Here is a 19,016-nt window from a genome sequence, read left to right as displayed (position 1 = left end):
ATTGCCGACCGCAGGGAGGAACGACAATGGATACCAATATCGCTGCACATGGCACGGGTTCGACCCTCGCCAGGTCGAGACGGCGTCTGCCGCCCGAGTTCAACATCTTTCTGGTGCTGATCGGCATCGCGCTCGTCTATGAGGTCCTCGGCTGGCTCCTGGTCGGCCAGAGCTTCCTGATGAACCCGCAGCGCCTGACAATCATGATCCTGCAGGTGTCGGTGATCGGCATCATCGCCGTCGGCGTCACTCAGGTCATCATCACCGGCGGCATCGACCTGTCATCGGGCTCCGTCGTCGGCATGACGGCGATGATCTCCGCGAGCGTGGCGCAGGCGTCCACCTGGCCGCGGGCCCTTTATCCCTCGCTCACCGACCTGCCGGCGATCGTGCCGATCGGCCTGGGCGTCGGCATCGGCCTCGTCGCCGGCTACATCAACGGCCAACTCATTGCCAAGACCAAGATCCCGCCCTTCATCGCCACCCTCGGCATGATGGTGTCTGCACGCGGCATCTCCAAGTGGTATACCAAGGGCCAGCCGGTCTCCGGCCTCACCGAGCAGTTCAACTTCATCGGCACGGGCATCTGGCCGGTCATCGTCTTCCTCGCCGTCGCACTGATCTTTCATATCGCGCTGCGCTACACGCGCTACGGCAAGTTCACCTACGCGATCGGCGCAAACGTTCAGGCGGCGCGCGTCTCCGGCATTAATGTCGAAGCGCATCTCGTCAAGGTCTATGCGATTGCCGGCATGCTGGCAGGCCTCGCAGGCGTCGTGACCGCAGCGCGCGCCCAGACCGCGCAGGCGGGTATGGGCGTCATGTACGAACTCGATGCGATCGCCGCGACGGTTATCGGCGGCACGTCCCTCACCGGCGGCGTCGGACGCGTCACCGGGACGGTGATTGGCACCGTGATCCTCGGCGTGATGACCTCGGGCTTCACCTTCCTGAGGGTCGACGCCTACTATCAGGAAATCGTCAAGGGCGTCATCATCGTTGCCGCTGTCGTCGTCGACGTCTATCGCCAGAAAGGCCGAAAAAAGACGTGAAAAGACTGCCCTCCCAGTGAAGTGACTGGCCGGAATGACGAAAGTCATTCCGGCATTTTCTTTTCTGATATTATCGGCCTGCAGCAATATTTTCGCCGCTTGACATATGCTTTGCTTGCAAGGCAGCCCCTTTGACTCTGCCCTGGCGATTATGTTCGCGGTACATTATGTGAGTGGCATCCAAAACCATCGGAGACTTATCATGTCGTCGCAGCGCAAGCCTGCGAAGCAGTCCGGGCCGCGTTTCCTCTTCGAGCTCTGGAACGCTATACTCCGGGTCCAGACCCGCGAAACCGCTTCCCTCTTCATGTCCCGCGAACGCTGACACCCCCGCCAGAACGGGATGGGAAAACCGCGTAAGCCCTTCATCCGCCTGCCGGCTCCCCGCCGGCGGGTGAAGCTTCGCACCGTCTCGCGCGACGAGAGCCGCAGCGGCTCCGCTTAATTAGGCAGTAATAATTATCATATAATTCTACTCGTTATACGAGAACGTTTCCAAGTTTTCCCCTCAACGGCAAGCTTGCGCATGATGCCGGACGTTCTGCACCGGGTCGGTCCGGAATCTTTTCATGACCTATTGCTGGCTGCGAGCTCTCAAAGTGTTTCCGCGCACGCGGGACACGTCCGACGTCGCGGCTTTTCCGTGGGAGAGATTGCATGAAAATATCCATTGCGCGCGGCCTCGCGATCTTCGGGATCGTCGTCACCGCCGGTCTGATGGTTTCCATCGGCATCAAGACCTATGCCTTCGACAAGCTGCGGGTGAACGGACCCGTCTACACCCAGGTGGTCTAGGGAAAGGACCTAATCGCCGACATCCTGCCGCCGCCGCTATACACGGTCGAGTCCTATATGCTGGCGATGGAGGCGGTATCCAATCCCGAGCTCGCCAAGGCCAATCTCGACAAGATAGAAACGCTGAAGCAGGCCTATGACGACCGCCGCGCCTACTGGAAAGCATCGACCGCCCCCGAAACGTTGAAGGCAAAGCTGGAGAATGACGTCCTCGGCAGGGCCGAAGTCTATTGGGCGACGATGGAGAACAAGTTTCTCGCTCCATTTCGGAGCGCCGATGCGGGTTCTGCCGCGCAAGCGCTCGGAGAGCTGAAGGCGAGCTTCCATTACCATGAAGCGGCGGTCAACGAGCTGGTTACGATGGCGGACGGCTTCCTCAAGCAGCAGGAAGCGGGCGCCGCGGTGGAGACCGCCACTCTTTCATGGGCAGCAGATATCAGCTCGGCGATCTCCGTCCTTCTGCTGCTCGCCGGCCTCTGGTTCTTCCGCCATCGCGCCGTGAAGCCTCTCGCCACCATGTCATCCTGCATGGAGATTCTCGCGGCCGGCGATTACGGCCGCGATGTTCCCTATGCCGGGCGTTCGGATGAGATCGGCACGGTCGCGAGATCAGTCGCGGTGTTCCGGGAAGCGGCAATCGAGCGTCGCAATGCACGCGAGCGAACCGACGAGGAGCGTCGTCTTCGGGACGAACAGGAGACTGCGCAGAAACTACGGAAGGCGATCGAGGAGCAAGAAAGACTCCAGGTCATCGAGCATCTGACCCGCGGCCTCGAACGGCTGTCCGCCGGCGATCTCTCCGTCCGCATCGACGAAAGCTTCTCGGAAGCATACGAGGAGCTCCGAACCGAATTCAACACGAGCGTCGAACGGCTGGCGGAGACCATTTCCGGTGTCCTGCATGCCACCGCTAAGCTGCGCATGAGCTCCTCGGAGATTGCCGGGGCGACCGACGATCTCGCCAAGCGGACCGAGCAGCAAGCGGCCTCGCTTGAGCAGACGGCCTCGCCCTTCGACGAGATCACGGCGACCGTGCACAACTCCTCGGAACGTGCACGGGAGGCAAGTCAGGTCATGGCGGCGGCCAAGAACAGCGCGGACACTTCCGCCGTGGTCGTGCAGGACGCGGTCGCCGCGATGGAGCGCATCGCGGGGTCTTCGACGCAGATCCGGCAGATCATCAATGTCATCGATCAGATTGCCTTTCAGACCAATCTCCTGGCGCTCAATGCCGGCGTCGAAGCCGCGCGCGCGGGCGAAGCGGGCCAGGGATTTGCCGTCGTCGCCCAGGAGGTACGGGAGCTGGCAGGCCGCTCCGCAAATGCTGCCAGGGAGATCAAGACGCTTATCGAGGCGTCGACGGTGGAAGTCGCCGGCGGCGTGGAGCTCGTCAACCGCACGGGCGAGGCTTTGACCGGGATCGAGCAACATGTGCAGCAGGTGGCAGGGCTGATTGGCGTGATCGTAACCGCGGCGACCGAACAGACGGTCGCTTTGTCCGAAATCAATGCTGCCCTCCATCGCATGGATCAGGTGACGCAGCAGAACGCGGCCATGGTCGAAGAGACCAATGCGGCCTGCCGCGAGCTCAGCGACGAGGTCCAGGAGCTCGACCGCATCGCCGGCCGCTTCCAGGTGCAGGAATATCGGCAGGCACGGAGGCGAGTGGCCTAGCGCGGAACGAGGAGGAAGCGCCTCCCAGCTGTGGGGAGGGATGACTTACCGCGTCCAGCGCGGCGACGGTGCGGAGACCGAATTGCGGACGACCAGATCCGGTCTCAGAAGGATTTCGGTCTCGGCAGGGCGCCTGTCCGAGAGGAGCTCGAGCAGAAGCGTCATGGCATGTTTGCCGATCAGCGTTCGCGGTTGGCGGATCGTGGTCAGCGCCGGCGTCATGAAGGTCGCCTGCGGCACGTCGTCGAAGCCCGTCACCGAGAAATCACCCGGTATGTCATAGCCGCGCGTCTTGAGCCCGATCATCACCCCGAGCGCCGTCTGGTCGTTGACGCACATGAAAGCGGTGGGCAACGTGTCACGCACGAAGAGCCGCTCGACAGCGGCCCTGCCGCTTTCGAGCGTGCCGTCGCCCTCCTGGACTAGTCGAAGCTCTGCGGGAACGCGCGACGCGTCGAGGCCGGCGTCGTAACCGGCCCGTCGCCTCATATAAGCGAGGCGTGTGCGGGAATCGCCGATAAAGGCGATCTTACGATGGCCCTCGGCGATCAAGAGGTCGACCACCTTGCGGGCCCCCTCCATATCGTCGACGCCGACATAGGGTATGCCGCCGTTGAAGACCGGCTCGAAGATACCGACGCTCGGCGGCAGACGCGCCGTCATCGTCTCGTGGCCGAACGGCAGGATGCCGGTGAAGAGGATGAGGCCCGCCGCCTGGTTGGAATTCAGGAACTTCAGATATTCGAGCGCGCGCTGGGCGTCGTTCTGGGTATGACCGATCAGCACCCCATAGCCATGCGATCGCGCCTCGTTTTCCAGGCCGACGAGAATGCTGGAGAAGTTGGGGTCGCCGATATCCGGCGCAACGACCAGGATCATGTTGGACCGGCCGAGCCTCAGGCTGCGCGCCATGGCGTTGGTCGTGTAGCCGGTAATCGCAATCGCCTGGTTGACCTTCAACCGCGTCGACTTCGCGACCTTCTCCGGCGTGTGGATCGCCCGCGACACCGTCGCGATCGAAACTTCGGCGATCCTGGCGACGTCTTCGATGGTTGCGGGCGTAGAATCCGACACTCTCGCTCTGCCTTGCGTCTCGTCTGCGCGGGACACTACACACACTGCAGACAACGTCAAAGGTTGCTGCAGAAATTTCTGTGTAACCGCCTATGTAAACCTTTACATCGACAGTGTAAAGGTTTACACAAGCCTCAAAAGCGGGTGGGAGCCGCAAAGGGGGAACCAATGAATCCGGACATGATCGACGCCACGCGCGCCGTGCTGGAGGCACGTCGCATCAGCAAGTCGTTCAGCGGCGTGCAGGTGCTGTTCAGCGTCAACTTCGAGCTTCGCGCCGGCGAGATCCATGCCCTTATGGGCGAGAATGGCGCCGGCAAGTCGACGCTCGTCAAGATCCTGTCGGGTTTCGAGGAGCCGTCCTCGGGCGAAATCCTGCTCGACGGCAAGCCGGTGAAGCTGCCGGCGAACGGTGCGGCGGAAGCGCTGGGCATCGTCATCATTCACCAGGAATTCAATCTCGCCGAACATCTGACGGTTGCGGAAAGCCTCTTTCTCGGCCGCGAGGTGACACGTTTCGGCGTGCTCGATCGCAAATATATGCGTGCGGAGACGCGTCGGGTGCTCGATCTCCTCGGCTGTCGCGTCGACGCGAACGCGTTGATCAGCAGTCTGTCGATCGCCGAAAAGCAGATGGTGGAGATTGCCAAGGCCATCAGCCGCGACGCGCGCGTCGTCTTCATGGACGAGCCCACGGCCGTTCTCTCTCGCGAAGAAACCAATTTCCTCTTCCGCCAGGTGCGCAAGCTGCGTGACCAGGGCACGAGCTTCGTCTTCGTTTCGCACAAGCTCGACGAGGTCATCGAGCTCACCGATCGGGTGACGGTGCTGCGTGACGGGCAATGGGTCAAGACCGCCCCCACCTCGATGCTCGATGGTGAATCGATCGCCCAGCTCATGGTCGGCCGCGAAATGTCGAGCCTCTATCCCACCAAGAGCGAGCCGGATGTCGACGAGCAGCTCGTGCTGCGCGTGGCCTCCGTCTCGACCGACTATGTCAAGGACGCCAGTTTCGAGCTACGCAAGGGCGAGATCCTCGGCTTTTCAGGCATGATAGGCTCCGGAAGGACCGAATTGATGGAGGCGATTGCGGGTCTACGACCGCGCCTGTCGGGAGAAGTGACAATCCGGGGCGAAGCCGTGCCTTCCGGAGACGTGCATGCGGCCAACCGGCGCGGCCTCGCCTATATGACCAAGGACCGCAAGGCGAAGGGCCTGCTGCTGAATTCCGGCATGACGGCGAACCTGACCCTGCAATCGCTCGATCAGCATACCCGCCTCGGCTATCTCGATCCCACGAGCGAGGCCGCGGCGCTCGAAAGGGCCCGTCGCCGCTTCGACATCCGCGTGCGCGACGGCGACATCGCGGCGAGGCGCATGTCGGGCGGCAACCAGCAAAAGCTGCTGCTCGCCAAGGTGATGGAGACGGAGCCCGAGATCATCATCATCGACGAGCCAACACGCGGCATCGACGTCGGCACCAAGCAGCAGATCTATCACTTCATTTCGGCGCTGGCGCGTGACGGCCGCTCGATCATCGTCGTCTCCTCCGAAATGCCGGAAGTCATCGGGCTCTGCACGCGGGTTGCCGTCATGCGCGAGGGACGCATCGTCGGCATGCTCGAAGGCGACGAGATCTCCGAGCAGGAGATCATGCGCTACGCAGCGGGACTGAAGAGGATGGCTGCAGCCTGAGGTACGGGCCGGCGAAATCAGGCCGTCACAGGAAATGGATTCCCCCGAGCTTCGGGGCGGGAGGTTGGTTTGGACATGAGTGTGAATGAGGAAAGCCTTCAAACAACAAGTCACCGCCGTACCTGGCGGGACGTCGATCTGAGGGCCGTGGCGCCGTTTGCTGCGCTTGCACTGCTGTTGATCGTCGGCGCGATCGTCAACCCGAACTTTATCAGCATCAACAATCTCGCCAACGTCGCCACCCGTAGCGCCTTCATCGCGATTATTGCCGTGGGCGCGACCTTCGTCATCTCGGCGGGCGACCTCGACCTTTCCGTCGGTTCGATGGTCGCCTTCGTCGCGAGCTTGATGATCCTGTTTATGAATTCCGGCGTCATCGCCGACCCGGCCTTGATGTTGACCGCCGCGATCGCCTTCGCGGTCGCGGCGGGGGCGGCCTGCGGCCTCGCCAACGGTCTGATCACCACCGTCGGCAGGATCGAGCCTTTCATCGCGACACTCGGCACGATGGGCATCTATCGCGGCCTCACCACCTGGCTTTCGCAGGGCGGCGCGATCACGCTTCGCGAGCCGGAGATCCAGGAGCTCTATCGGCCGGCCTATTTCGGCAGCATTCTCGGCGTGCCGGTGCCGATCGCGATCATCCTGGCCGTCACCGCCGTCGCAGCCTTCATTCTCTATCGTACGCGCTATGGCAGGCACGTGGTCGCCGTAGGCTCCAACAGCGACGTTGCCCGCTATTCCGGCATCGCGGTCAACCGGGTGCGCACTATCGCCTTCGTGATCCAGGGCCTCTGCGTGGCGATTGCCGTGCTGCTCTATGTGCCTCGTCTCGGCTCGACCTCGGCGACGACCGGCATCCTCTGGGAACTGCAGGCCATCACCGCCGTGGTCGTCGGCGGCACGGCGCTCAAGGGCGGCGCGGGCCGCGTCTGGGGGACCATCTGCGGTGCCTTCATCCTCGAATTGGTCGGCAACATCATGCTCCTGTCGAACTTCATCAGCGAATACCTGATCGGCGCGATGCAGGGTGCGATCATCATTATCGCGATGCTCGTCCAGCGCTCGCTGGTACGCAAATCGTGACACCGCCGGATCCTGTGCGATCCGGCCCTATCGGCGAAGACCCTGACACATTGGGAGGAAAGACAACATGCGAAAGGGATTAATGGGCATTGCTGCCGTCGCGATGATGGCACTGACGAGCGTGGCCCACGCGGAGGAGAATAAGGTCACGATCGGCGTGTCGATCCCGGCGGCCGACCATGGCTGGACCGCCGGCGTCGTATTCCACGCGGAGCGCGTCGCCAAGCAGCTCATGGAGCAGCACCCGGGCCTCAATGTCATCGTCAAGACCTCGCCGGATCCGGCGAGCCAGGCCAACGCCGTGCAGGATCTTGAAACCCAGGGCATCGATGCGCTGGTGATCCTGCCGACCGATCCCGATCCGCTGGTCAACGCCATCAAGGAGGTCAAGGGTAACGGCAAGTTCGTGGCACTCGTCGACCGTGCGCCCTCCGTCAACGACAACAGCGTGCGTGACCTCTATGTCGCCGGCAACAATCCGGCGCTCGGCCAGGTCGCCGGCGAATATATCAAGGCAACGACGCCGGAGGCCAAGGTCGTCGTCATTCGCGGCCTGCCGATCCCGATCGACCAGCAGCGCCAGGACGGCTTCGACCAGGGCATCGCCGGCTCGAAGGTGGAAATCCTCGACCGCCAATACGGCAACTGGAACCGCGACGACGCCTTCAAGGTGATGCAGGACTACTTGACCAAGTATCCGCAGATCGACGTCGTCTGGTGCCAGGACGACGACATGGCCGTCGGCGTGCTGCAGGCGATCGAGCAGGCGAAGCGCACGGACATCCAATATGTGGTCGCCGGCGCCGGCTCGAAGGAAATGATCAAGAAGGTCATGGATGGCGACAAGATGATCCCGGTCGACGTGCTCTACCCGCCGGCTATGGTGGGCACCGCGCTCGAAATGACCGTAGCCAACTTCTACGGACAGGTTCCGGTTCGCGGCACCTACACGATCGACGCGACGCTCGTCACCAAGGACAATGCGAAAGACTTCTACTTCCCCGACTCGCCGTTCTGATCGAGCGCATCGGTGATAGTGCAAATTCGGCCTACCCGCGCGTTGTCGGGCAGGCCATTTTGGTTAGGGGGAAATTGGAAGACGGTGTTGATACCCCTCTGCCCTGCCGGGCATCTTCACCACAAGGGGGGAGAACAGCAAGCGGCAATCTCCCGCTCAATCATTGGCTCTGTTCGCGCCGCATAGAATTGGGAGAGGCTTCGGCGCTTGCGAGTTCGCTGCCGGGGCAGGGCTTCGCTTCTGGCCAACCTCCCCCCTTGTGAGGGAAATGCCCGACAGGCAGAGGGGATGCCTCCCTGAGCAGCTCGAAGACTACCACTTACCGGCTGTCCTCTCCCGCCCTCACCCGGGCGGAAACGCCACCACCACCTTCAACCCGCGACCGCCCTCGCCTTCCTCAAGCCGCATCGTCCCGCCGTAAAGCGCGGCGATTTCCTCGACGATCGGCAGGCCGAGCCCGGTGCCGGGCGCCTCGTCGCCGCCGCGGCGGAAACGCTTGAGCACCGCCTCGCGCAGCTCCGGCCGAATGCCGGGGCCGTTGTCCTCGACCTCCAGCGCGACGGCCTCTTCGCGCCCTTCGACGCGAACTGTGACCTCCGCGCCGCGCCCCGCGTAGAGGAGGGCATTGCCGATGAGGTTCCTCAGGAGTTCGCCGACAAGCAGCGGCTCGGCCCGGATCCAATGCTCCCCCTCCCCCGCGAAGCCGAGATCGATGCCGGCCTCGCTTGCGGCCGGCACATGATCGGCGGTGATGGCGCGGGCAAGCCCGACGAGTTCGATGCGCTCGGAGCCCCGCGCCTCGTCCCGCCCCGCCGCGTCGATCTTGGCCATCAGCAGGAGCTGCGCGAGAATGCGTTCGGCGTTGGCAACGGCCTCGTCCGCCTTCTGCGCGGAGGCGCGCGTTTCCTCGATCGTCGTCGCCCGCTGCGCCAGCGCAAGCTGCGTGCGGATGATGGCGAGCGGCGTTCTGAGCTGATGACTGGCATTGCCGGTAAAGTGGCGCAGCGCATCGAGCGCCGATTGCAACCGCACCATGAAGGAATTGACCGTGTCGACGAGCCCCTGGACCTCGCTCGGCACGCGCTCGCGGATCGGGTGCAGATCGTCGGGGTTGCGCTCGGCAATCGCATCGCCTAGGCGATAGAGCGGCCGCAAGGAAAAAGTGACTGCAACCCAGACGATCACCGCCGCGCCGGCGATCATCAGCCCGAGACGCATGGCCGAGCGGAGGAGAATGGTCTCCGCCAATTGACGCCGCGCGATCGTCGTCTCGGCAACGGTGACGACGAAAGGAACGGAGTTGACGCCGGTCGAAGCGGAGCGCCTAAGCGCCGCGACGCGGATCGGCTCGCCGCGGAAGACCGCGTCGGCAAAACTCGTCGGCTGGCCGGCGCTCTCGGGAAGCGAAGGCAGGGTCTGGTAGCCGGTGATGAACTCACCCGGCGGACCGTCCACCCGATAGAAGACCCGGTCCTGCGCGGCCGATGTCAGCATCTCCAGCGCCACATAGGGGATATCGACCTGGAGCGAGCCGTCCTCGGCAACGACCACCCGCTCGGCGATCGCTAGCGCCGAACCGGCGAGCACCCGGTCGGAGACGGCATTCGCCGTCTTGACGGCCTCGCGGTAAGTATCAACCAAGGCAACGACGCCGATGACGGCGGTTGCGATAAGCAGCCAGGCGAGCAATCTGCGTCGCAGCGAGTAAACCGCGGTCTTCATTCGGAACTGGCCGTCTTGTCGAGGTAGTAACCGATGCCGCGGGCAGTGCGCACGGTCAGGCCGTAAGGGGCAAGGCGCTTGCGGAGCCGGCTCACATATTGCTCGATGGCGTTGGCGCTCAGATCATCGTCGAGCCCCGTCAACGATTGCACGATCGCCTCCTTGGCGACCACCTTGCCGGCGCGCATGAACAGAAGCTCGAGCAGGCCGAGCTCGCGCGCGGGAATTTCAATCGGCACCCCGCCTGCGGAAAAGCTGCGCGCTGTAAGGTCCAGCGAAACATCGCCATAACTGACGACGGAGGCGCGTAGGCCCGCCTGGCGGCGGAGGAGAACCCGCACGCGCGCCTCGAACTCACCGATGTCGAACGGCTTGATCAGGTAGTCGTCGGCGCCGAGGTCGAGGCCTTTGACCCGCTCCTCCGGCGTGCCGCGCGCCGTCAGGATGAGGACGGCGGCACGATTCTGCCGGGCACGCATGGCACGCAGCACCTCGAGCCCGTCCATTTCCGGCAGGTTGAGATCAAGGATTACCAGATCGAAGGTTTCCGCCGCCGCCACCGCATGAGCGGAGGCACCGTCGCCGACGACATCGACGGCATAGCCGCTGCCGCGCAGGAGCGTCGAAAGGCCCTCCGCCAGGGCCCGGTTGTCTTCAACAAGCAAAATTCGCAAAGTATCGCTTCTCCCCGAGATCACTTTATCGGTCACAAGCTTGCTTGTGAACGGCGCTCCGCTCAGGCATTGTGGATTTATGCGGTTCTTGATTTCTCTCGCTTTTTTGACGCTGTCCTCCGCGTTGGCGCATGCGGCTCCGGTATTTTTTCCGGCGGTTTCCGGCGATGCCGGCGCACCGGTCCTGACCGTCTATTCCTCGCTCGACGAGCCGCTTGCGCGGCCGATGATCGTTGGTTTCCAGGAGGCCAATCCGGATGTGGCCGTGCGCTACGAGGACATGCTGACCGGCGAGATCTACGACCGGATCGTCAAGGAGACGGACGCTGGCCAAAAGACGGCCGATTTCGCCTTTTCGTCGGCCATGGACCTGCAGGTCAAGCTCAGCAATGACGGCTATGCGCAGCCGAGCGACCTGCCGATGAGCGGTCGCTGGCCGGCCTGGGCGAACTGGCGCAACACGGCCTATGCGCTGACCTTCGAGCCGGCCGTCTTCGTCTACCACAAGCCGAGCTTCAAGGACGAACGGCCACCGGCGACGCGTGCCGAATTCGTCGATTACCTCAAGCGCAACGGAAGCGCCATCTTCGGCCGCATCGGCACCTATGATATCGAACGCTCCGGCGTCGGCTTTCTCTTCATGGCGCGCGATCAGGAACAGTTCGGCGATATCTGGACCGTCATCCGCGCGATGGGTGCGGCCGGCGTGAAACTCTATTCGACCAGTCAGGCGATCCTGGAGCGGGTTTCCGACGGACGTTTCGTCCTCGGCTACAATATTCTGGGCTCCTATGCCGCCGACTGGGCCTCGCGGCATCCGGACGTCGGCATCGTTCTGCCGCGAGACTATACCGTGGTGATGTCGCGCATCGGCCTCGTGCCGCAGGCGGCCGCGGCACCCGAGCTCGGTCGCCGCTATCTCGAATTCTTCATGTCGAAGGAAGGTCAGACGATCATGGCGCGGGAACTGCAGATCCCGGCCGTGAGCCCGGACGTTGCCGGCGAGAATACGGCCAATACGATGCAGGAGATGCTCGGCGCGCAGCTGAAGCCTGTGCCGGTCAGTCCCGGGCTGATGGTCTATCTCGACCAGGTCAAGCGCGCGCGGCTGATTGCCCGCTGGAATGAGATGCTGCGGCTGCAGTGAAAATTTCGCCAAGCAAACAGGCCATTTACGCGAAGCGGACTTGATGTCAGGTTAATGTCAGCTTTCTATGGTGGCTTTAGGTCACTGGCGGGCCGTGGAGGCGGATCGCCGGCAGCGTATCGGGAGGACATCACCAATCCGGTCGGAGGTCGCCGTTCTTTAGGTCGACCACCCGCTTCTCCCGTTCGCGACGATAATCAACGCGCGCGCAACGAAGCGCGCCTCACGGAGGACCGACCTTGAAACATTTCTTCCTTGCATCCATTCTCGCCGGCGCCTTGGCGCTGCCGGCCTACGCTGCCGACTACACGATCATCGCGCCGGCAAACCCCGGCGGCGGCTGGGACCAGACTGCCCGCTCGCTGCAGGAGGTCATGCAGAAGGAAGGCATTTCCGGCAACGTGCAGGTACAGAACGTTCCCGGCGCCGGCGGCACGATTGGCCTTGCCCAGTTCGCGAGCCAGCAGAAGGGTAATCCGAACGCGCTTCTCGTCGGCGGCTACGTGATGGTCGGCGCGATCCTTACCAACAACTCGCCGGTAACGCTCAAGGATGTCACGCCGATCGCGCGCCTCACCGGCGAATACGAAGCGATCGTCGTTCCTGCCGCTTCCGAGATCAAGACAATGGGTGAACTCGTCGAGGCACTCAAGAAGGACCCAGGCTCGGTCTCCTGGGCCGGCGGTTCGGCCGGCGGCACCGATCACATCGCGGTCGGCCTCATTGCCAAGGCCGCCGGCGTCGATCCGACGAAGATCAACTACATCGCCTATTCCGGCGGTGGCGAGGCGCTCGCCGCGATCCTCGGCAGCCAAGTGACGGCCGGCATCTCCGGCTATGGCGAATTCGAATCCCAGGTCAAGGCGGGAACGCTGCGGCTGCTTGCGGTATCGAGCCCCGAGCGCATCCCGGGGATCGATGCGCCGACGCTGAAGGAATCCGGTGTCGACGTTGCCGTTGAAAACTGGCGCATGGTCGCCGCCGCTCCGGGCCTGACCGAAGAGCAGAAGGCCGCCGTCTCGGCCGATATCGAGAAACTCGCCAAGTCCGCGGGCTGGCAGGAAGTGCTGAAGACCAAAGGCTGGCAGGACTCTTACCTCGCCGGCGACGCCTTCGAAGCTCAGCTTGAGAAGGACATTTCCGCAACGGAAGCCGTCCTCAAGGACATCGGACTGGTGAAATGAGCAAGGGGAACGACCCTTCCGTAACGACGCGCCGCCCCGACCGGGCGGCGCTCATCATCGCCGTCGTCCTGGCTGCAATAGCCGGCCTGATCTTCTGGGACGTTTCGCGGTTGACGGGGCTTGCCGGTTATTCACAGATCGGGCCGACCACGGTGCCCTATGCGATCGCCTGCTGTCTGATCGCGCTTGCTATCTGGACCGCCGCGGAGGCGTGGCGCGGCGACTTCCCCGAACGCGAGCATCAACAAGTGGGTCCGGTCGTCTGGATCGTCGCCGGACTTGCAGCGCAGATGCTGTTGCTGAACGCCGTCGGCTTCTCGATTGCAACGGGCATTCTCTTCGCGCTGACGGCTCGCGGCTTCGGCAAACGCAAACTATGGCTGACCGTGCCGGTCGGCATCGCGTTCAGCTTCTTCGTCTGGGTGATCTTCGCCAAGCTCCTGCAATTGTCGCTGCCCGCAGGGCCGCTTGAACGCCTGTTCTTCTAAAGAGGCCGACGACCATGGGTACTTTCGATTTCCTCTTGCAGGGGCTGTTGGTCGCTGCTCAGCCGATGAACCTGCTCTACGCGCTCATCGGCGTGACACTTGGCACTGCCGTCGGCGTGCTGCCCGGCATCGGCCCCGCATTGACTGTCGCACTGCTCTTGCCGGTCACTTACAAGCTCGACCCGGCCGGTTCGCTTATCATGTTCGCCGGCATATACTATGGCGGCATGTATGGGGGCTCGACCACGTCGATCCTCCTCAACACGCCGGGCGAAAGCGCATCGATCGTGACCGCTCTCGAGGGCAACAAGATGGCCCGCGCCGGTCGCGGAGGTCCTGCCCTCGCGACGGCGGCGATCGGCTCCTTCGTCGCCGGCCTCGTCGCCACTCTCGGCCTCGCTTTCATTGCGCCCTACATCGTGAAGCTGGCGCTTGTCTTCGGCCCTCGCGAATATTTCGCACTGATGGTACTCGCCTTCGTCACCGTATCCTCCGCTTTCGGGGATTCGACGCTGCGCGGGCTCACCTCGCTCTTCGTCGGCCTGACGCTAGCCTGCATCGGCATCGACCAATTGACGGGCCAGACGCGGCTATCCTTCGGCGTGCCGGACCTTCTCGACGGCATCGAAGTGACGACGCTCGCAGTTGCCATGTTCGCGATCGGCGAGACGCTGTTCATCGCCGCGCAAGGCGATCGCGGCCCGGAAACGGTCGAGACGGTGAAGGGGTCGATCTGGATGAGTGCCACGGATTGGGCGCGCTCCTGGAAGGCCTGGCTGCGCGGCACCTTCATCGGCTTCCCGATCGGCGCCATGCCGGCCGGCGGCGCCGAGATCGGCACCTTCCTCTCCTATGCCGCCGAAAAGCGCCTCACCAAACATCCGGAAGAATTCGGCAATGGCGCAATCGAAGGCGTGGCCGGTCCCGAGGCCGCCAACAACGCATCCGCCGCCGGTACGCTCGTGCCGCTCCTGACCCTTGGCCTGCCGACGACGGCGACAGCGGCGATCATGCTCGCCGGCTTTCAGCAATACGGCCTTCAGCCGGGGCCGCTGCTTTTCGCCACCAACCCGCAACTCGTCTGGGGCCTGATCGCCAGCCTGCTCATCGCCAACTTCATGCTGCTCGTCCTGAACCTGCCGCTGATCGGACTCTGGGTGAAACTTCTGACGATCCCGAAGCCCTGGCTCTATGCCGGCATCCTGTTGTTCGCGACGCTCGGCACCATCGGCGCCAACCCGTCGGTTTTCGAGCTCGGCATGCTGCTCGCCTTCGGCCTGCTCGGCTACGTCATGCGGGTCTTCGGCTACCCGATCGCGCCGGTTGTCGTCGGCCTGATCCTCGGGCCGCTTGCCGAACAGCAGCTCCGCCGCGCGCTTTCGATCAGCCAGGGTGACATCACCGTGCTCTTCACCTCGCCGATCGCGGCGGTGCTTCTGGTGATCGCCGCTCTCGCCCTGATCGTGCCGCTCATCCTCAGGGCACGCGGCCGCGGCGAAGTTCTCGCGCAGCTCGCCGCTAGCGAAGACTGACCCCTTCCGCCTCCCAAGGCGTATCGAGGAGCGGGACGAGGAGGGGCAGCCTCGTTCCGCTCCGATTCAGGCCCGGCGGGTAACGCCCGCCGGGCCTGCTTTCGTTGCATGGCTGGGCTGAGCTTTTGTGCGTTGCAAAAGGACCTCGCCGGGCCCATCTTTTGCTCATCGAATAGAGAACGAAAGCGAGCAAAGAGATGACTAGCAAGAACCGCATGGGCTTCATCGGACGCGCCTTCGCCGTACTTGGCGCCGCAACCGCAGCAGCCGCCGCCGTCGAAGGTCACCGCCGTCCGAACGCACGGGATCTGCACACCCTCGGCATCGATCCGGCTAACTTCCCGGATACCCGCCGCGGCTAAATGCCGGCGTTGTAACGACGGCTTCAGCTTGTACAAACGCGGCGGCAGAACCGCCGCGGCATAGGGCGCCGCCCGGTGCGGCGCGAGAAAACGGCGCTCGCAATGAAGCGCCTCACCTCAGCGCGAAACTTGACCGACAGCATTGGCGTGTCATCCTCACCCGATGATCAGCGCTGTACTTCTGGATCTCGCCGGCGTCGTCTATGATGGCGAGAGCGCCGTGCCCGGCGCAACCGAGGCTGTCGGCCGCTTGCGTGCAGCCGGCATCCCGATCCGTTTCGTCAGCAACACCACGCGCTCGACAAAGCGAGCCGTTCTGGATCGGCTGGCAAGGCTGGGGCTGTCAGTCTGCAGCGACGAGCTTTTCACCCCAGCCGAGGCGGCCTGCAGCTGGCTTCGCGAGCATGCCCGATCGCCGCACCTGCTCGTCCATCCCAATTTGATTGCCGAATTCCCCAACCTGACAGGCCAAGAACCCAAGGCCGTCGTTGTCGGCGACGCGGGTGATGCCTTCGACTACCGCGCGCTGAATGCGGCGTTCCGCGAGCTGGTCGACGGTGCGGAGTTGCTGGCGCTCGCGCCGAACCGAACCTTCAAGGATGTCGACGGAAAATTGAGCCTCGATGCCGGGGCCTTCGTTGCCGCATTGGAGTTTGCAAGCCAAACAACGGCGATCGTCCTCGGCAAGCCGGCGCCCGACTTCTTCCGCTCCGCGCTTGCCACCATCCCGTGCGCGGAGGCGGAAGCCGTGATGGTCGGCGACGACGCGGAAACTGACGTTGCCGGCGCGCTCAGGGCCGGAATTGGTCACGCATTACTGGTGCGGACGGGCAAGTATCGAGCCGGTGATGAGACGCGTTTCGAGCCTGCGCCGACGGCGACTGCTGATGACATCTCGGCTGCGATCGACTGGATCCTTGCAAAGCGCAGCGAAACCGAATGAACGAAGTAGCAGGACCAATATTTGAAAAAGCATGGCGCCGACCTGAGGTCGGCGCCATGAAGTCTTGGGAGTATTACGCTACCTTCGAAACCGTCGTCGGAACGCTGGAAATCGTCTTCAGAACGCGGGAAGCGATCTGGTAGGGGTCGCCCTGGGAGTTCGGGCGGCGATCTTCGAGATAGCCGCGGTAGCCGTTGTTGACGAAGCTGTGCGGAACGCGGATCGATGCGCCTCGGTCGGCAACGCCGTAGCTGAATTTGTTCCACGGTGCCGTCTCGTGCTTGCCGGTCAGGCGCAGGTGGTTGTCCGGACCGTAGACGGCGATATGCTCGTGCAGGTTCTTCTCGAAGGCGGCCATCAGCGCTTCGAAATAATCCTTGCCGCCGACTTCGCGCATATAGGCGGTCGAGAAGTTGCAGTGCATGCCGGAGCCGTTCCAGTCGGTGTCGCCGAGCGGCTTGCAGTGCCACTCGATGTCGATGCCGTACTTTTCCGTCAGGCGCTGCAGCAGGTAACGCGCCATCCAGACTTCGTCGGCGGCTTTCTTGGAGCCCTTGCCGAATACCTGGAATTCCCACTGGCCCTTGGCGACTTCGGCGTTGATGCCTTCGTGGTTGATGCCGGCAGCCAGGCAGATGTCGAGGTGTTCTTCGACGATCTGACGTGCGACGTCCCCGACGTTGCTGTAACCGACGCCGGTGTAGTACGGGCCCTGCGGTGCCGGATAGCCCTGCTCCGGGAAGCCCAGCGGACGGCCGTTCTTGTAGAAGAAGTATTCCTGCTCGAAACCGAACCAGGCGCCTTCGTCGTCGAGGATCGTCGCCCGGCTGTTCGACGGATGCGGCGTCTTGCCGTCCGGCATCATGACTTCGCACATGACGAGCACGCCGTTGGTGCGGACCGGGTCCGGATAGACGGCAACCGGCTTCAGCACGCAATCGGAGCTGCGGCCTTCGGCCTGCATCGTCGAGCTGCCGTCGAAGCCCCAAAGCGGAAGCTGCTCGAGCGTCGGAAACGCGTCGAATTCCTTGATCTGCGTCTTGCCGCGGAGATTTGGTACGGGCGTGTAGCCATCGAGCCAGATGTACTCGAGCTTATACTTTGTCATCAGCGAATCTCTCTAACGTGGTGCTGCGAGGTTTGAACAATTCCTGACACGGCTTCACACGGATAACGTGCTCGGCTGCCAGGGATCGATCCTTTTGAAGCATCAAGCGTGCCAACTCACCGGCACGCGTGATTCTTTTTTTGGCAAGACTGGGAATCCGTCCCGGACTCGTCGCGGCGGCGCGGACGACCGGGACGATCTCAGCGACCCGGCATTTCGACCTATACCAGCCCTCGGATTCCCATCACCGCATTGATTTTGCTACGCATCCCACGCGGCCCCGCCACCCGCTGCGGGAACCGGCCACAGCCTGCGAACGGAACCCTGCCCCAAAAAGGGTCAGACGGGTGCGACTGCCTAAAAAATCGCACCGACAGCCTCCGTGGCACGGAAACGCGGGAGAGTGCTTGCGATTCCAGCATCCTTTTGAACGAATTTTCAGCATTTCGCGCAAATGATGTGCAATTTCGCCTCCCACGTACTATCTTTCCGGACAGAACTCACGGGAGACCAGAGCATGGCCACGAGTTTTCACGGCAAGTCTGCGACGATCCTGAAGTTTCCGACGCGGATTTCACGGAAGGCCGAGGAGCGGCGCTCCGAAATCCAGCGGAAGGGGGAAATTGCTTCCTCGGATGTGTGTGCGGCTGCGGTTGACGGCTGCTGGTATCACGAAGAAGCGGTCCGCGAAGAAACCAAGACCACGCATTGAGGCTCGCCCCCAGGCGCGCGGGCGACCAGAACGCGGCTTCTGTCACCGCCGCCCGCCAAGCTCGTCGATATGGTTCAGCATGTCGGCGGGATCTTCGAAGATGCGATACGCTCCCGCGTGCCGCAGTTCCTCGTGCCCGTAACCACCACTCAACAGGCCAACGCCCAAAGCCCGGCAGCGCACCGCCGCCAGCATGTCCCAGATGCTGTCGCCGACAACCACCGCCGTTTCGATGGGCGCACCGAGCTGCTCGGCGGCGGCGAGAAAGAGGTCCGGGTCGGGCTTGGCATATTTGACGAGGTCCCGTGTGACGACCGGGATGACTGCCGGATCGACGCCGAGCGCAGCGAGGTTCACGGCCGCCGTTTCCATCCGCCCGCTCGTCGCGATCGCGTAGGATATCTTCGCATCCGTGAGCCAGCTTAGCAGCTCGCGTGCGCCGGGCAGTGGCCGGATGCTGTCTGCCTGCCGCTTATAGGCCTCGGCATGGCGCCGGCGCAGGCGAGTCACCCGCTCCTCGTTGATCTCCATGTTCGTTTCGCGCAGGAGCTGATTGGTGAAGAGGCCGCCGCTCATGCCGATCTTGCGATGAATGCGCCATACCGAAAGGTCGATGCCCTCGCCGTCGAGCGCTTCCTTCCAGGCAAGTACATGCTGATAGACGCTGTCGACGAGGGTGCCGTCGAGGTCGAACAGGAAGACCGGTTCAATGCGCATAGTTTTTCTCCTGCTTGATGATGTCGTCACCCG

General features: G+C 63.2%; 17 protein-coding genes and 1 pseudogene. 13 read left to right on the top strand and 5 right to left on the bottom strand.

Annotated features, from left to right (window positions below):
* Positions 1-26: 26 nt before the first annotated feature.
* From M728_RS18955 to M728_RS18945, 3 genes and pseudogenes are all read left to right on the top strand, one after another.
* Entirely contained in the window at positions 27-1,052 is a 1,026-nt protein-coding gene (locus tag M728_RS18955) for an ABC transporter permease (RefSeq protein ID WP_026621404.1), read from the top strand.
* 202 nt (positions 1,053-1,254) lie between these two features.
* Positions 1,255-1,377: a hypothetical protein gene (locus tag M728_RS18950; protein WP_256375597.1), complete on the top strand. Its 123-nt coding sequence runs from the start codon at positions 1,255-1,257 to the stop codon at positions 1,375-1,377.
* A gap of 332 nt (positions 1,378-1,709) precedes the next feature.
* Positions 1,710-3,521 (top strand): annotated as a pseudogene (locus M728_RS18945) (methyl-accepting chemotaxis protein).
* A 45-nt stretch (positions 3,522-3,566) separates the two neighbouring features.
* Here the strand turns inward: M728_RS18945 and M728_RS18940 are convergent.
* Positions 3,567-4,595, bottom strand: coding sequence for a LacI family DNA-binding transcriptional regulator (locus M728_RS18940; RefSeq protein ID WP_026621403.1), 1,029 nt, complete (start codon positions 4,593-4,595; stop codon positions 3,567-3,569).
* A 168-nt stretch (positions 4,596-4,763) separates the two neighbouring features.
* Between M728_RS18940 and M728_RS18935 the strand changes: the two genes are divergently transcribed.
* The 3 genes from M728_RS18935 to M728_RS18925 all read left to right on the top strand — a co-directional run bounded on the left by M728_RS18935 (position 4,764) and on the right by M728_RS18925 (position 8,394).
* Positions 4,764-6,290: a sugar ABC transporter ATP-binding protein gene (locus M728_RS18935; RefSeq protein WP_026621402.1), complete on the top strand. Its 1,527-nt coding sequence runs from the start codon at positions 4,764-4,766 to the stop codon at positions 6,288-6,290.
* Between the two features lie 75 nt (positions 6,291-6,365).
* Positions 6,366-7,376 (top strand): ABC transporter permease, encoded by a 1,011-nt coding sequence (locus tag M728_RS18930; protein WP_026621401.1) that lies wholly within the window; start codon positions 6,366-6,368, stop codon positions 7,374-7,376.
* Positions 7,377-7,458: 82 nt separating this feature from the next.
* Positions 7,459-8,394, top strand: coding sequence for a substrate-binding domain-containing protein (locus M728_RS18925; RefSeq protein ID WP_370906505.1), 936 nt, complete (start codon positions 7,459-7,461; stop codon positions 8,392-8,394).
* Positions 8,395-8,736: 342 nt separating this feature from the next.
* Here the strand turns inward: M728_RS18925 and M728_RS18920 are convergent, their stop codons facing one another.
* Both M728_RS18920 and M728_RS18915 read right to left on the bottom strand, forming a co-directional pair.
* Positions 8,737-10,116, bottom strand: a complete 1,380-nt coding sequence (locus tag M728_RS18920; RefSeq protein ID WP_026621399.1) for a sensor histidine kinase — start codon at positions 10,114-10,116, stop codon at positions 8,737-8,739.
* Complete coding sequence (locus M728_RS18915; RefSeq protein WP_026621398.1) at positions 10,113-10,790, bottom strand: response regulator transcription factor; 678 nt, start codon at positions 10,788-10,790, stop codon at positions 10,113-10,115. Before M728_RS18915 ends, M728_RS18920 begins: the two co-directional genes overlap by 4 nt.
* Positions 10,791-10,869: 79 nt before the next feature.
* On the opposite strand from M728_RS18915, the gene M728_RS18910 reads away from it, so the two are divergent.
* The 6 genes from M728_RS18910 to M728_RS18885 all read left to right on the top strand — a co-directional run bounded on the left by M728_RS18910 (position 10,870) and on the right by M728_RS18885 (position 16,446).
* Complete coding sequence (locus M728_RS18910) at positions 10,870-11,937, top strand: ABC transporter substrate-binding protein (protein ID WP_026621397.1); 1,068 nt, start codon at positions 10,870-10,872, stop codon at positions 11,935-11,937.
* Positions 11,938-12,176: 239 nt separating this feature from the next.
* Positions 12,177-13,121 (top strand): tripartite tricarboxylate transporter substrate binding protein, encoded by a 945-nt coding sequence (locus M728_RS18905; RefSeq protein WP_026621396.1) that lies wholly within the window; start codon positions 12,177-12,179, stop codon positions 13,119-13,121.
* Complete coding sequence (locus M728_RS18900) at positions 13,118-13,609, top strand: tripartite tricarboxylate transporter TctB family protein (protein ID WP_026621395.1); 492 nt, start codon at positions 13,118-13,120, stop codon at positions 13,607-13,609. Before M728_RS18905 ends, M728_RS18900 begins: the two co-directional genes overlap by 4 nt.
* 14 nt (positions 13,610-13,623) lie before the next feature.
* A complete protein-coding gene (locus tag M728_RS18895; protein ID WP_026621394.1) occupies positions 13,624-15,141 on the top strand; it encodes a tripartite tricarboxylate transporter permease in 1,518 nt (505 codons plus the stop codon).
* A 197-nt stretch (positions 15,142-15,338) separates the two neighbouring features.
* Positions 15,339-15,503: a hypothetical protein gene (locus tag M728_RS18890; protein WP_156943469.1), complete on the top strand. Its 165-nt coding sequence runs from the start codon at positions 15,339-15,341 to the stop codon at positions 15,501-15,503.
* Positions 15,504-15,666: 163 nt separating this feature from the next.
* Positions 15,667-16,446, top strand: a complete 780-nt coding sequence (locus M728_RS18885; protein WP_026621393.1) for a TIGR01458 family HAD-type hydrolase — start codon at positions 15,667-15,669, stop codon at positions 16,444-16,446.
* Between the two features lie 73 nt (positions 16,447-16,519).
* Here the strand turns inward: M728_RS18885 and M728_RS18880 are convergent, their stop codons facing one another.
* The gene (locus tag M728_RS18880; protein ID WP_026616509.1) at positions 16,520-17,554 is read right to left on the bottom strand and encodes a glutamine synthetase beta-grasp domain-containing protein; all 1,035 of its coding nucleotides are present in this window, start codon (positions 17,552-17,554) and stop codon (positions 16,520-16,522) included.
* Positions 17,555-18,071: 517 nt separating this feature from the next.
* Here M728_RS18880 and M728_RS18875 point away from each other — a divergent pair.
* Positions 18,072-18,266, top strand: a complete 195-nt coding sequence (locus M728_RS18875) for a DUF2735 domain-containing protein (protein ID WP_026621392.1) — start codon at positions 18,072-18,074, stop codon at positions 18,264-18,266.
* Positions 18,267-18,308: 42 nt separating this feature from the next.
* On the opposite strand, the gene M728_RS18870 is transcribed toward M728_RS18875, so the two are convergent.
* On the bottom strand, positions 18,309-18,983 hold the full coding sequence (locus M728_RS18870; RefSeq protein WP_026621391.1) for an HAD family hydrolase: 675 nt from the start codon (positions 18,981-18,983) through the stop codon (positions 18,309-18,311).
* Between the last annotated feature and the right edge of the window lie 33 nt (positions 18,984-19,016).

This window comes from Ensifer sp. WSM1721 (genome assembly GCF_000513895.2).
In the GTDB taxonomy this organism is placed as follows: domain Bacteria; phylum Pseudomonadota; class Alphaproteobacteria; order Rhizobiales; family Rhizobiaceae; genus Sinorhizobium.
Note: the sequence above shows the minus strand (reverse complement) of the source record. Positions and strands in the feature narration are given on the sequence as shown.